The 12337-nt window shown below is 69.2% G+C and carries 9 protein-coding genes; 4 read left to right on the forward strand and 5 right to left on the reverse strand.

Annotated elements, in window-relative coordinates:
- Positions 1–158 precede the first annotated feature (158 nt).
- Entirely contained in the window at positions 159–1910 is a 1752-nt protein-coding gene (locus tag ACFWHU_RS00075; RefSeq protein WP_385793369.1) for a fatty acyl-AMP ligase, read from the forward strand.
- Between the two features lie 24 nt (positions 1911–1934).
- Here ACFWHU_RS00075 and ACFWHU_RS00080 read toward each other — a convergent pair whose 3' ends face one another.
- Both ACFWHU_RS00080 and ACFWHU_RS00085 read right to left on the reverse strand, forming a co-directional pair.
- Positions 1935–2552 carry a TetR/AcrR family transcriptional regulator gene (locus tag ACFWHU_RS00080; RefSeq protein ID WP_385793368.1) on the reverse strand — a complete coding sequence of 206 codons (618 nt, stop codon included), beginning with the start codon at positions 2550–2552 and terminating at the stop codon, positions 1935–1937.
- On the reverse strand, positions 2549–3643 hold the full coding sequence (locus tag ACFWHU_RS00085) for a hypothetical protein (RefSeq protein ID WP_387222675.1): 1095 nt from the start codon (positions 3641–3643) through the stop codon (positions 2549–2551). Before ACFWHU_RS00085 ends, ACFWHU_RS00080 begins: the two co-directional genes overlap by 4 nt.
- Before the next feature lie 262 nt (positions 3644–3905).
- On the opposite strand from ACFWHU_RS00085, the gene ACFWHU_RS00090 reads away from it, so the two are divergent.
- Positions 3906–4169 carry a hypothetical protein gene (locus ACFWHU_RS00090; protein WP_385793366.1) on the forward strand — a complete coding sequence of 88 codons (264 nt, stop codon included), beginning with the start codon at positions 3906–3908 and terminating at the stop codon, positions 4167–4169.
- Between the two features lie 49 nt (positions 4170–4218).
- On the opposite strand, the gene ACFWHU_RS00095 is transcribed toward ACFWHU_RS00090, so the two are convergent.
- Both ACFWHU_RS00095 and ACFWHU_RS00100 read right to left on the reverse strand, forming a co-directional pair.
- Positions 4219–6972 (reverse strand): AAA family ATPase, encoded by a 2754-nt coding sequence (locus tag ACFWHU_RS00095; RefSeq protein WP_387222678.1) that lies wholly within the window; start codon positions 6970–6972, stop codon positions 4219–4221.
- Positions 6973–7701: 729 nt separating this feature from the next.
- Complete coding sequence (locus ACFWHU_RS00100) at positions 7702–8448, reverse strand: class I SAM-dependent methyltransferase (protein ID WP_385793364.1); 747 nt, start codon at positions 8446–8448, stop codon at positions 7702–7704.
- Positions 8449–8694: 246 nt separating this feature from the next.
- Between ACFWHU_RS00100 and ACFWHU_RS00105 the strand changes: the two genes are divergently transcribed.
- A complete protein-coding gene (locus ACFWHU_RS00105; RefSeq protein WP_387222681.1) occupies positions 8695–9840 on the forward strand; it encodes a pyridoxal-phosphate dependent enzyme in 1146 nt (381 codons plus the stop codon).
- A complete protein-coding gene (locus ACFWHU_RS00110; protein WP_385793361.1) occupies positions 9837–10457 on the forward strand; it encodes a transcriptional regulator in 621 nt (206 codons plus the stop codon). Before ACFWHU_RS00105 ends, ACFWHU_RS00110 begins: the two co-directional genes overlap by 4 nt.
- Before the next feature lie 29 nt (positions 10458–10486).
- On the opposite strand, the gene ACFWHU_RS00115 is transcribed toward ACFWHU_RS00110, so the two are convergent.
- Entirely contained in the window at positions 10487–12136 is a 1650-nt protein-coding gene (locus ACFWHU_RS00115; RefSeq protein ID WP_387222683.1) for a protein kinase, read from the reverse strand.
- Positions 12137–12337: the final 201 nt, after the last annotated feature.

Consider the following 12337-nt stretch of genomic DNA (forward strand, 5'->3'; position numbering starts at 1 on the left):
TGTCACCCCGAGATAAGCGGCGTAAATTTGTGCACGAGCCGTGCGAGGAAATCTCACGCGCCCTGCACAAAGCAGTATTTCTTTCCTTGTCTCCGGACGGCCGCGTCACCCTGCGGCGCGCGGAGTACGTCACCGGGCACAATCACAGGGATGAATTCATGACATCTGTCGCAGCGATCGAGGACGTGCACGAGGACCGGGCGGAGTACCGGCCCGATGCGCCGGCGGAGCGCGTCGCCCTGACGTCTGCCCCCACCATCGGCGCCGCCCTGCTGGAGCGAGCGGAGCTCTACCCCGACCAGCCGATGTGCTACATCGAGGAGTCCGAGGGCCGGACCGTGCGGCTGACCGCCGCCGAACTCGTCGAGCGTGCGGGCGCGGCGGCGACCACTCTCGCCGAGGCGGGCGTCCGGCCCGGGGACCGGGTGGGTATCTGTCTCGACACCAGCGCGGACGCCTACGCCGCGCTGCACGGCTGTTTCCTGCTCGGCGCCGTCCCGTTCGTGTCGGAGCCCCCGCTGTCCACGATGCGGCGTCAGCGCTGGTCGGACCGGCTGCGCCTGCTGATCAGCAGGGCCGAGCCGCGTGCCGTGATCTCCGCGCCGTCCTTCCGTGACGCGGTGACGGGTCCGTGCCAGGAAGCGGGCGTCGAGATAATCGAGCCGCCTTTCGAGGGCGGTTACGTGCCGACATCGGTACGGGCTGACGCGGACGACCTGGCCCTGATCCAGTTCACCTCGGGGACCACCGGTAACAGCCGTGGGGTGGCGCTGACGCACCGGGCCATCATGTCCAACGCCGCGTCGATCGGTGACCGTTGTTTCCGTTCGGGCGAGCTGATCGTCACCTGGCTGCCGCTGCATCACGACATGGGTCTGATCGGCTGCAACCTCGCGCCGTTCCTCCACGGCCTTCCCGTGGCCTCCATGCCCCCGCTGTCCTTCGCGCTGCGGCCCGAACGGTGGCTGCGGGCGATCCACCGCTACCGGGGGACCTTCACCTCGGCGCCGAACTTCGCGTACCAGATGTGCGCCACGAAGATCCCCGACGCGAAGCTGGCCGGCCTGGACCTCAGCGCGTGGCGGGTCGCCGGCAACGGCGCGGAGGTCGTCAACGCGGCCACGCTCCGCCGGTTCGCGGAGCGGCTGAGCCCCTACGGCTACCGGGCGACGTCCATGATGCCGTGCTACGGCATGGCCGAGACCGTGCTGGCGGCGACCATGTGTGTGCCGGGGGACCCCATGATCACCACGACGGTGCGCCGGGACGTACTGGCCGACACCGGCAAGGTGGTGGAGGCCGGTCCTGACGACCCGGACCGCCAGGAGCTGGCTTCGTCGGGAACACCCGTGCTGGGGACGGAGATACGGGTCGTGGACGAGTCACGTACGGATGTGTCCGACCGGGTGCAGGGCGACATCCTGCTCCGCAGCCCCTCCCTGATGTCCGGTTACTACCAGCAGAAGGACGAGACGGACAAGGTCCTTCGCGACGGCTGGCTGCACACCGGCGACCAGGGATTCCTCGACGACGGCCAGCTCTACGTCACCGGCCGTGTCAAGGACGTCGTGATCATCGGGGGCCGCAACTACCACCCGTATGTCTTCGAGACCGCGGCGAGCAACGCCGCGGGCACCCATCCGGGCGCGGTCGCCGCCGTGGGCTGCCCGGACCCCGTGCTGGGCACGGAGGCGCTGACCATCGTGGTCGAGTCCAAGCTCCACGCCAGCGACGAGGCCGACGCCCTGCGTGAAGCGGTCGTGCGGAGCGTCTCCGAGGAGACGGGTCTGCGTCCCGACCGGGTGGAGATCGTGCCCCGCGGGTCGCTCCCGAAGACGCCGAGCGGCAAGTTGCAGCGGCTGAAGGTCGTGGAGTCGCTGCTCAACGGCACGCTGGGCCGCAAGTCCTGAAGCGGCCCGGCGCACCGTCCCCGGCTAGGCGGTCTCCGTCTCCGGAGTGATCCAGTCGCCGATCATCCGGTCGACATGGGGTCCGAACAGATCCACCACGGCGTCCAGTGACAGGCTCGCCAGTGGTTCGACACGGACCACGTAGCGCCCGGTCACCAGTCCGACCAGCAGGACCCCGAGCACCGTGGCCTGGAGGTGCGGATCGGGGGCGCGCAGCCGAGTGGCCAGCGGGAGCAGGAACTCCCCGCTGGCCACTTCGCTGAACAGCCGCGACGCCTCGGGGTGTTCCATCGCCGAGCGGAAGACGACCATGAGCGGTGACGGCTTGGCCGCCGAAGCCTCCCAGCGGACGAGGAAGGCTCGCAGCAGCTTCCGCCCGGGAGCGGAGTCGGTGCCCTCGCCGGGCTCCGGGAGGAACGCGTCGGCGCGCATCGCCTCCCGGATCACCACCGAGAAGATCTTTTCCTTGCTGCCGAAGTGGTGCATCACCAGGGCCGGGTCCACCCCCGCCTGTTCGGCGATGGCACGGACCGTGGTGCCACGGAAGCCCCGCCGGCCGAAGAGTTCGACGGCCGCCTGGAGGATCAGCTCCCGGCGGGTGGGCGGGACTCCCGGCTCCGTGCCGTGGGAAGCGGTCGTCAACTCGCCCGCCCGGAACGGCGGTCGGGAAGGTAACCGGGAGGCAGTTCCGAGACGGGGACCACCAGCACGGCCGGGCGGAAGGGCCGCACGCGCTCCGCGACAAGGGCGATGATCCAGGCGGCGGCCACCCACACGGCGAGCGTCAGCAGCGGGGTCATCACGTTGTTGCCGTCGAAGTAGAAGATGCGCCGCAGCGAGGTGATGGCACTGCCCATCGGCATGTACTGGGAGATGGTCGAGTAGAAGTCGGGAAGGAAGTGGTAGTCCACCGGGCCTCCCGAGGAGGAGACACCGAGCGGCAGTACCACGAGCGCGCCAACGGCCACGCCGAGCACACCGAGCAGGCCCTGGCAGGCCGCGACGACGCCGATGACGGCCAGTGAGAGGAGTACGGCGACACCGAAGAGCTGCGGGAAGCTGCCGTCGAACGCGCCGATGACGGGTCCGGCGAGCAGCGCGCCGACGCCTCCGGCGATCACGGCGTAACCGAGTCCGGCGAGGAACCGCTTGCGGGCCGGGAGGCGCGCGGCCATCAGGCTGAGCACCGCTTGGAAGAGGAGGGCTCCGATCACCAGCGCGATGCTCAGGAGCAGGCCGCTGACGCCCCGTGAGTCGGATTCGGGGAGGGGCGCCACGTCCTGTATCTCTCCTGGGGCGCCCGCCTGGCGGGTGAGTTCCTCGTAGGCGGCGGTCACGACGCGCACGGGCGCGTCACCGGCCGCTCCTGCCACCAGGAGCGTGGGGGGCTCCTGCGGAGCGGTGAACAGAATGGCGCCGTAGATCTCATGGTCCATCAGCGCGTCCCGGGCGGCGCCCTCGGAACCGTAGGAGGTGACGTCGAAGGCGTCCGGGCTCCCCGCCTGGAGTTGCTGGTCGATCTTGTCACCGGTGCCGGCCGGGCCGACGACACCGATGGGCACGTCATGTGGTTTCGGGTCCTGGAGAGCCGGAATCATCAGCCCCGCGAAGGCGAGGACGAGGAACAGACCGATGGCCATGGGGCCGAGCAGCATCCGGCGCGTCGCGGCCGTGTCCGGGGCCGGTACGGGCGGCGGCGCGGTGGTGTCGGGAGCGGTTGTGGGGGACGGCACCGTAGGACTCCTCGTGACGAAGAAAACCCCAGTTAAGGGATGCATGTGCTCAACAGTTGTTGAGGAGTCTGCCAGTGCGTCACAGCGTCGGCAAGCGGCGAACTGCCTTAATCTCCGGCCGAGTTCGGTGCGTCGGCCGGCGAGGGGGCAACGGCGGGAAGCGGTGCGTCCTCTTAATTCCCGCTTTAGAGTCACGACCGAACATGGCACCGCATCGAGTGCCTGAAGGAGAACCGGCGGGCCCGACGAAAGGGCTCCAGACATGGGTATGCTCCCGTTCCTCCGCTGGGCCGCTCAGCAGTTCGCGATCTTCGGGCTCAGTTTCTGCCCCGGCGCGTGGGGCGGCATGGCCGTACCGACCGCGGACGAGGAGCCGGACCGGGCCCCGGCCGGGACCGGCCCGGAGGAGGGCGCGGCTCCACGGATGTGCGACGGGCCGCCCGCCGGGCACCCGGACACGTTGGAGGCCCGGCCCGCGTCCCCCGGCGAACGGGAGCTCTGGGCCGGTCTCGGTTACGACGTCTGACCGGGCCGACGGTCTCCCACCGGAGCCCGCCGGCCCTCCGACCCGCCCGTCAGCCGCAAGTCAGGCGATAGGCAAGGCAGTCGCGCAGGTCCGCGCGGCCGGAGACCTGCAGTTTCCGGTAGACGCGGGTGAGGTGCTGCTCGACCGTACTGACCGTGATGAAGAGCTTCACGGAGATCTCCCGGTTCGTCTCGCCCGCCGCGGCGAGCTTGGCGACACGGAGTTCGGCCTCGCTGAGCTGGACCGCGTCCTGGCTGTCCGCGGGTGGCTCCTCGGGTTCCACCGGGGCGGTTCGCGCACTCTCGGGCAGCAGCGTCCGGGCCACCCGCTCGGCTCCGCAGCGTACGGCGCCACGCCAGGCCCGCTGGCTCGTGATGTGCGCCTCGGCCGCGTCCCCGGAGCCCTGGTGGGCCCGGCTCAGATCGGTCAGGGCGAGGAAGTGCTGGTAGCGGTCACTGCCGTCGGACAGCAGATCGGCCGCCTCCTGGAGCATCGCCACCCTGTGATGGCGCCCGACCAGCGGGGCGTACACCCGCAGCGCCATGCCGCGCAGACGCGGCGACTGCGCCCTCGGATGGTGCAGTTGTTTGCCGATGAGGCGCCGGGCCTCGCGCCGGTCGCCCTGCGCCAGGGCCGCCTCGGCCGCACCCACCCGCCAGGAGACGAGCGACGGTATGTCCAGGTCCCACCTCTTCATCAACTCGCCGCACTCCAGGAAATCCTGCTGCGCGGCAGCGTACTGACCGGCGGCCAGGAAGTAACGTCCGCGCCCCTCCAGGTAGTTGAGACCGAAGACGGTGAGGAACATGCCGCGGGGCACGACCCAGGAGAGGTACTCCTGGGCCTTTTCCAGGCTCCCCCGGGCGGCGTGGGCCGCGACCAGCGTTCCCAGCGGAAGCCCCAGCGCGACGCCCCAGGCACGTGGGGCCATGTATCTGAGCGCGGTCGCGGCGTTCCGCTCCGCGGCCTGGAGGTCTCCTCGCCTGCGCACCGTCTCCGCCCAGATCGAGTAGTGGATCGCACGCGAGCCCATGGAGTCGAACGCCTCCATGTCCCGCATCGTCCGCTCGAACCAGCTCTCCGCCAGCACCAGCTCGTCCGCGTAGAGCAGGGCCTGGAGCGCGGAGGTCGCCGAATCGCTGTCCGCCGGCTCCGCCGCGAGAATTTCCTCCGCGATTGTCGCGGCCTCACGGTGATTCTCGTCGGACAACGCTGTTCGCAGGGCGGTGACAGGACGCGGCAGTTCGTATCCGGCTGATTCCGCGAGCGCCGGAAGAAGGGAACGATTGGCCTCCCGCACACGCTTGTAGAGTGGCGGATGGCCCATGCGCGCCCACTCCAGGAATCCGTACAACTGCTGCTGGACTTCGCTCCCCTCGCCCCGGCGCGCTATGTCGAGCACTATTTCGGCGGCCTCGTCGACATGACCGTGCCAGAGGAACAGCTTGAGCACGGCCACGACTCGCAGATCCGGAATGTGTCCCGCCTGCTGAAGCTGGAAGCATTCCGGCAAGTACTTGATCAACCGGGCCGGATTGAGCTTCCACTGCACCTGTAGCAGGTCCGTGATGAGCAGGCCCTTGTCCGCCTCACTCATCTGTCCCTGCAGAGCCAGGTCCAGACATTTGGAAGCGAAGGACCAGTCGTTCTGACTGACCGCCTCCACGGCGGATTCACGGAGAACGTCGACCGTCCAGGGCTCGGTCACAGCCCTGGAGGCAACCAGTTGTCTGGCAACAACTTGCCGGCTGTGCCCTTCCGCTTCCAGCACTCTCGCCGCTTCGTACCTCAGCACTTGGAGCTGAGTGAATTCCGGGTCGGAAAGCACCGCTTCGGCGACTCCCGGATGGCGGAACTGACCTCCATTCAACAATCCCGCCTCTTCCAGCGCCATGACGCGCCCGGCGACGTGGTCGACGTCGGCCTTCAGGACGAGCGCCAGCAGCTCCACCGACGCCGCGACACCGAGAAGCGCGATACCACGGGCCACCGCCATGGTCTCGGCACCGCCACGGTGCAGCGAGGTGAAGACGGCCAACGCCGAAACCTGGCCGGCCTCCAGCTCGCCGACGGCCTCTGCCGCCGGCTCCCCGTCCGCCCTGCGCAGGATCGAGGTCGAGCTCTGCTCCTCGATGAGCGCGCGCAGCACGAGCGGGTTCCCGCCGCTGTACCGGTAGTAGTCGTCCACCGTCCGCGCCGCCACGTCCGGGCCGAAGGCCCGGGTCACCACCTCTGCCACACCCGAGGGCGACAGCGGAGACAGCCGTTTGCGCCAGCAGTGCGGCGCACGCAGAAGCTCGGCGTGAATGAGCGGAATGAGGAGTTGGGACCCCTCGGCCACCACCAGCACGAGCATGATGCGGGAAGTACGCGACAGCCGGATGAGATGGAGAATCGCGTCGAGCGACTCGGGATCGCTGTGCTGAAGATCGTCCAGCACGATGAGCAGCGGAATCGTCTTCGAACAGCGGGCGATCTCGTACACGACACGAGACGGAGTGCGGTCGACTCCACGTCGGGTGAGCGGGAGTTCGTCGTCCGCCCAGTAATTCGTCGACTGAAGACTTTCCGTCAACTGCTCCAGCAGATCCGCATTCCGGTTCTTACCGGAGGCGGACGCCTGCGCACGGAGCACGAGCAGCTGACTTTCCTTCTCCGCACTACCGGCCAGTGAGTGCGCTAATTCCGTCTTCCCCACTGCAACGGGCCCCGTGATCAATACGACGCTTCCGTCACCCGCTCGGGCATCCTGCAACAATTCCTGAAGTTCGGAAAGCACACGTGCTCGTTCGGCGAGTATCACGCCTATCCCCCTGTTCCCCCGAACACTTCTGAACCTGCGACATCAGGACCCGTTGGGCGAACTCTGGTCAGAAGCTGCCGAAAGAGCGAATCCTGTCGCAGGAAACATGCTCCACCAGCCACAATCGCTTAGTCAAATGAACCGACCTCAAGGGTCCGCAGCCGGCTTCAATTGCCTCGCTGTCGGCAATCTGGGGTCAAAAACGATAAAATGATTACCGAATGGGGCAGCACGCCGCGTCCCCGCCTCCCTCACCACCGGCCGGTACCTACCATAACCACTGGACTCCCTCTCATCCAAGGCCTCTTTGCGGAGCACGGGCCTCCCGTTCCGCACGCCCCCTCAACCCCAACACCACCCCCGCACGGGAACTTTCACCCATTCCGGTCCGTTCCCGATACAATTGATAAGCATCGCCCTTTCGCGCCAGGCCGTGACACACAAGGCACATCACACCCGGAACAGCCGACTCCGAATACCTCCCGGTCCGACAGAACCGCAGCTCACAGCGGTGCGACGGCCTCGAGGTCCCGCCACCTGGCCAACGAACCCCGCCCCAGCCCCCGTACCGCGCGCCACGCGCCCTCGACTCCAGTGTCGGCGCCCGACTTCGGCTTCCGATTACGCGCGGATGAACATCACCGGCGGGCGGCACCCCGCGCCCCCCGCCGCCCCGTCCGCAGCGCATACGTCACACCTCGAACGGCGCCCGATACGCCGCATATCAGCCTATGTCTGATGCCCGCCCGGCTTTTGAAAGAGAGCCGTCCAGAGGAAGGGTTCGCCGAAGCTGGCGGACTCGGGCGGTTCGTCGCGCATACGGCGCAGTTCGATCTCCGTCAGGCCGGCGAAGATCCGGCGCAGTGCGTCCGGTGTGTAAGCGAGACCGCCGTGCAGCCCGGAGCGTCGATAGAAGTCGCGGTCGGGAAGTTCGGATCCCATCGCGCCCGACGCGAAGCAGGTGAGGGCGAGATGTCCGCCGGGCGCGAGGACTCGTTCGACCAGGGCGAGATAGCTGATACGGCGGTGGGGCGGCAGATGGTGGAAGCAGCCCGAGTCGTGGATGAGGTCGTACGGTCCCTCCGGACCCGGCCCGTCGGGATCGAAGGCGTCGCCCTGGCGGAACCGTACGTCGACTCCGGCCTCGCGGGCTCGCTCCTCGGCCCAGGCGACGGCGGTCGGTGAGAGGTCGATCGCGTCCACCTCGAAGCCGGCGGCGGCCAGTTGGACGGCGTTTCGTCCCGGTCCACAGCCCAGGTCGAGCGCCCGGCCCGGCGGAGCGACCAGGCCCCGGTCGAGATACGAGACCAGGTTCTCGTCCGGCTTCCCGACGAAGAACGGCACCTCCCGCGAGCGGTCGACGTAGAAGGCGTCCCACCAGTCGGAGGCCCCGCGCGTCCACCGGTCGGCCTCCGGCGCGAACAGGCCGTCCAGCAGCTTCAGCACATCGTCGACCGTGCGTATGTTCCGGTCCATCAGATCCCCTTCCCGATCCGACGACAGTACGGTCCGACACCATGAAAGACCAGGTCAGACGGGGTGAGGTGGAAGGTGTGACGGGCGCTCGACGGGCCGGTCACACGCGGGGCGGACCCGTCCTCCAGATCGTAGGCACGCGTCCGGTGAGGCCCCCGCCCAGGTCGCTGTGGCGGCATTCCCACCGGTACTCGACGGGCGAAATTCAATGTCTGTCGACGACCCCACGTCATGGACGTTTCGTCCATGGCTAGACTTGTCGTCTACCCCTGGGGAGTGACCATGGACGTCTATCTCGACCCCCGCTCCGGCCGGACCTACCCGCTCGACGCACGGCGCTGGCAGGGCGACGACGGAGCGCCCCTCACCGTCCGGCCACGGCCGGGCATCGGGCCGGAGAGCGTGGACAGGGCCACCCGCTCCCTGTGGCGCTACCGCGCCGCGCTGCCCGGTGCCTTCGCCCGGCCGGTGTCGCTCGGCGAGGGCTGTACCCCACTGATCGAGGGGCGTTGGGGCGACCAGGACGTGCGCTTCAAGCTCGAATGGTTCAATCCGAGCGGGAGCTTCAAGGACCGCGGAACCAGCGTGATGGTGTCGCTGCTCGCTCAGGCCGGAGTGGAGTCGGTGATCGAGGACAGCTCCGGCAACGGCGGCTCCTCGGTCGCGGCCTACTGCGCCGCCGCCGGCATCCGGGCCCGGATCCTGGTCCCGGAGGGGACGTCCCCGGCGAAGGTCCTGCAAGCGCGGGCGTACGGCGCCGAGGTGGCGATGGTGCCTGGCGACCGGGCCGCCACCTCCGAGCGGGCGGTGCGTGAGGCACGGAGCACCGTCTACGCCAGCCACAACTGGCACCCCTTCTTCCTCCAGGGCACCAAGACTCTGGCCTACGAACTCTGGGAAGACCTGGGCTTCGTGGCGCCGGACGCGGTCGTCACGGTGGCCGGAGCGGGCAGTATCGTCCTCGGCTGCGATCTCGGGTTCGGCGAACTCCTCGCCGCCGACCACATCGAGCGGCTTCCCCGGCTGCTGGTCGCTCAGCCCGAACGGTGCGCACCCATTCACGCCGCGTTCCAGGGCGGCGAGATCGGGGGCTTCGGGCCGACCGTCGCCGAGGGCACGGCGATCAGGTCGCCCATCCGTCTGCCCGAGGTCGTCGACGCCATCCGCCGGTCGGGCGGGGACACCGTCGCGATCCCGGAGGACGACATCATGGCGGCGACCCGCCGGCTGGCGGGGATCGGACTGTACGCGGAACCGACCTCCGCCTCGGCCGCCGCCGCGATCGACACCTTCGTCGCGCGGGGAGCGATCCGCCCCGGTGAGAAGACCGTTGTCGTACTGACCGGGTCCGGTCTCAAGGCCGCCGCCGCGATGGGGAGGATCGTCACATGACCGAGGACGAACTGCTGCTTCGCGAGGCCGAGACGATCGTGACCGCGATCGGCCGTATGTTCCCGGGCCTGTGCGAAGTCGTCCTGCACGACCTGCGGAATCCGGAGCACTCGATTCGCGCGATCGAGAACAATGAATCCGGCCGCTCCGTCGGCGATCCGGCCACCGAACTCGGTATCGCCCGTATCCGGGACCCCAACTATCCCAACGTCATCCAGAACTACCCCAACACGTTTCCCGACGGCCGCCCGGCGAAGAGCACTTCCATCGGAATCAGGAACAGCGAAGGCGAGTACGTCGCCGCGATCTGCCTGAATCTCGACGTCTCGCTGTTCACCACCGTCGCCCGCAGCCTGCACAACTTGGTCCGCACCGACGAGCAGGAGCGGTCCTTCACCGAAACCCTGCGGGCCCGTACGACCGTCGAACTCCGCGCGCTGGCCGAGGAGTTCGCTGCCGAACGGGGCCGGACGCCGCACGCCCTGGACTCCACGGAGAAGCGGAAGATGGTCCGCCATCTGCGGGACGAGGGCTTCCTGGACGTGAAGAACGCGGTTCGCACACTCACCGACATCCTGGGCGTCTCCCGCGCCACCGTCTACAACTACCTGAAATGACGGCCGCGTCGGCAGGGTCTCGTCCCGCGTCAGGAACCCGCCCGTGCGAACGACCTGTGCGCCTCGACGAAGTGGCGTTCGCCTTCCGCCGCCCGCCCGGCCGGGGCGGAGACCCACAGGTCGTACATCTTGCCGCCCTCGTCCCAGCTCAGGTCGTAGGTGTGGCGCGGGCCGCCGTCGCCCGCGCCGCCGTCCCAGGTGAACTCCCAGACGGCGGCCGGGAATCCGTTGTGCGTGGTCTCGCGCACCGAACCGTTCCGGTAGCCGGGGTAGTCCGACGGGCCGCTCTCGTGCGCCGCCCTCATCACCGCGACCGGGCCGTTCGGGTCCAGCGGCTGGGGGTGGACACCGATACGGAAGGCGTTGTCCGGGGAGTTGTAGAACACGCGGGGCGGTTCGTTGGAGCGGACGAAACCGGTGGGCGCCGCCATCGTGAAGCCGGCCGGGTCGGAGACCGTCCGATAGCCCTTGGGGGCCGGGTCGGCGGGTGGCTCGGAAGGGTCCTTCGGAGCCTTCTTGGAGGGCACGGGTGTGGGCTTGCCGGTGTCGTCGGTGAGCGGTTCGGGGGCGTCGGAAGCCTTCTCCGTCGCCCCCTCGGACTGCTGCTCCCGCACCTTGTCCGCCGAACCGCCGCCCTCCGTCGCCCCCGACCCCGCGGCGGAGTCGTCCCTCGTCATGACCCACGCGCCGGTGCCGCCCACCGCCAGGGCGGTCACCAGGGCTCCGACGAGGAGCGCCGTACGGACCCGGGTGCGCGCGGCCGGTGCCGAGGTGGCGCCGAGCACGACCGGATCTCCGGAAGGCAGCGGCGCACCGGACACGCGGGCCACCGGCGTGTGGGCCACGGTGGGCAGCCGCTCCTCCGCGAGGAAACCGCGCAGCGCCCGCTCCGCCTCGTCCGTACCGAGCCGCCGGCCGGGATCCCGCTCAAGGAGTCCGCTCAGGACGGGAAGCAGCGGACCGGCCGAGTCGGGCACCTTGATCTCGTCGATCACGACCGCGTGCAGCACCCCCACCACCGAATCGCGGCGGAACGGCGACTCGCCCTCGACGGCGGCGCAGAGCAGCACGCCGAGCGACCACAGATCGGACTCCGGACCGGTTCGCTTCCCCGACATCCGCTCCGGAGCGGTGTACTCCGGGGAGCCGACGAACGCGCCCGTCTCCGTCAGTGTCGCCTGCCCGTCGACCTGCGCGATCCCGAAGTCGGAGAGCACCACCCGCCCGGTGGCCGCCTCCAGGAGTACGTTCGCGGGCTTGATGTCACGGTGCAGCACTCCGGCCGTGTGCGCGGCGCGCAGCGCGGCCAGCAGGGCGAGGCCGATCCGGGCGGCCTCGGCGGGCGCGACCGGGCCCTCCTCCACGATCCGGTCGGCGAGCGAGCAGCCGTCGATCAGCTCCATCACGAGCCAGGGCTGCTCGTCGTGCTGGACGATGTCGTGCAGGACGAGGACGCCCGGATGTTTCACCTGCGCGACCGAGCGCGCCTCGCGCAGAGTGCGTCCGCGCCTGTTCTCCGCTTCGACGGGCGAGAGGCCCGCGTCGATGTGCAGCTCCTTCACGGCGACGGCCCGGCCGAGCAGTTCGTCCTCCGCCCGCCAGACCGTGCCCATGCCGCCGCGTCCGAGCGGCGTCGTGATGCGGTAGCGCCCCGCTATGAGATCCCCGTGACTTGCCATTGCGGCATCATACGAACTGCCAACGACAAAGCCGCAGTTGGGCGCTACTGATGGCCGTGGGGCGTCGGAGGCGTGACCGAGTGGTGAAGGATCAGCCGCCGTCGCGACGGCCGGCCCGTCGCGGCAGAGCCCGTAACAGAGCACGCCCGCTTCTTGGACGCTGTGATCTCACGCGCGGTCGGCGCCGGCCCTTGTCGCCGT

The organism is Streptomyces sp. NPDC060366, assembly GCF_042725135.1.
In the GTDB taxonomy this organism is placed as follows: domain Bacteria; phylum Actinomycetota; class Actinomycetes; order Streptomycetales; family Streptomycetaceae; genus Streptomyces.

What these genes read in the sequence shown, in the direction of transcription:
- ACFWHU_RS00075 (WP_385793369.1), top strand. Translation starts at nt 159, where the DNA reads ATGACATCTGTCGCAGCGATCGAGGACGTGCACGAGGACCGGGCGGAG.
- ACFWHU_RS00105 (WP_387222681.1), top strand. Translation starts at nt 8,695, where the DNA reads ATGGCTAGACTTGTCGTCTACCCCTGGGGAGTGACCATGGACGTCTAT.
- ACFWHU_RS00110 (WP_385793361.1), top strand. Translation starts at nt 9,837, where the DNA reads ATGACCGAGGACGAACTGCTGCTTCGCGAGGCCGAGACGATCGTGACC.
- ACFWHU_RS00090 (WP_385793366.1), top strand. Translation starts at nt 3,906, where the DNA reads ATGGGTATGCTCCCGTTCCTCCGCTGGGCCGCTCAGCAGTTCGCGATC.
- ACFWHU_RS00115 (WP_387222683.1), bottom strand. Translation starts at nt 12,136, where the DNA reads ATGGCAAGTCACGGGGATCTCATAGCGGGGCGCTACCGCATCACGACG.
- ACFWHU_RS00100 (WP_385793364.1), bottom strand. Translation starts at nt 8,448, where the DNA reads ATGGACCGGAACATACGCACGGTCGACGATGTGCTGAAGCTGCTGGAC.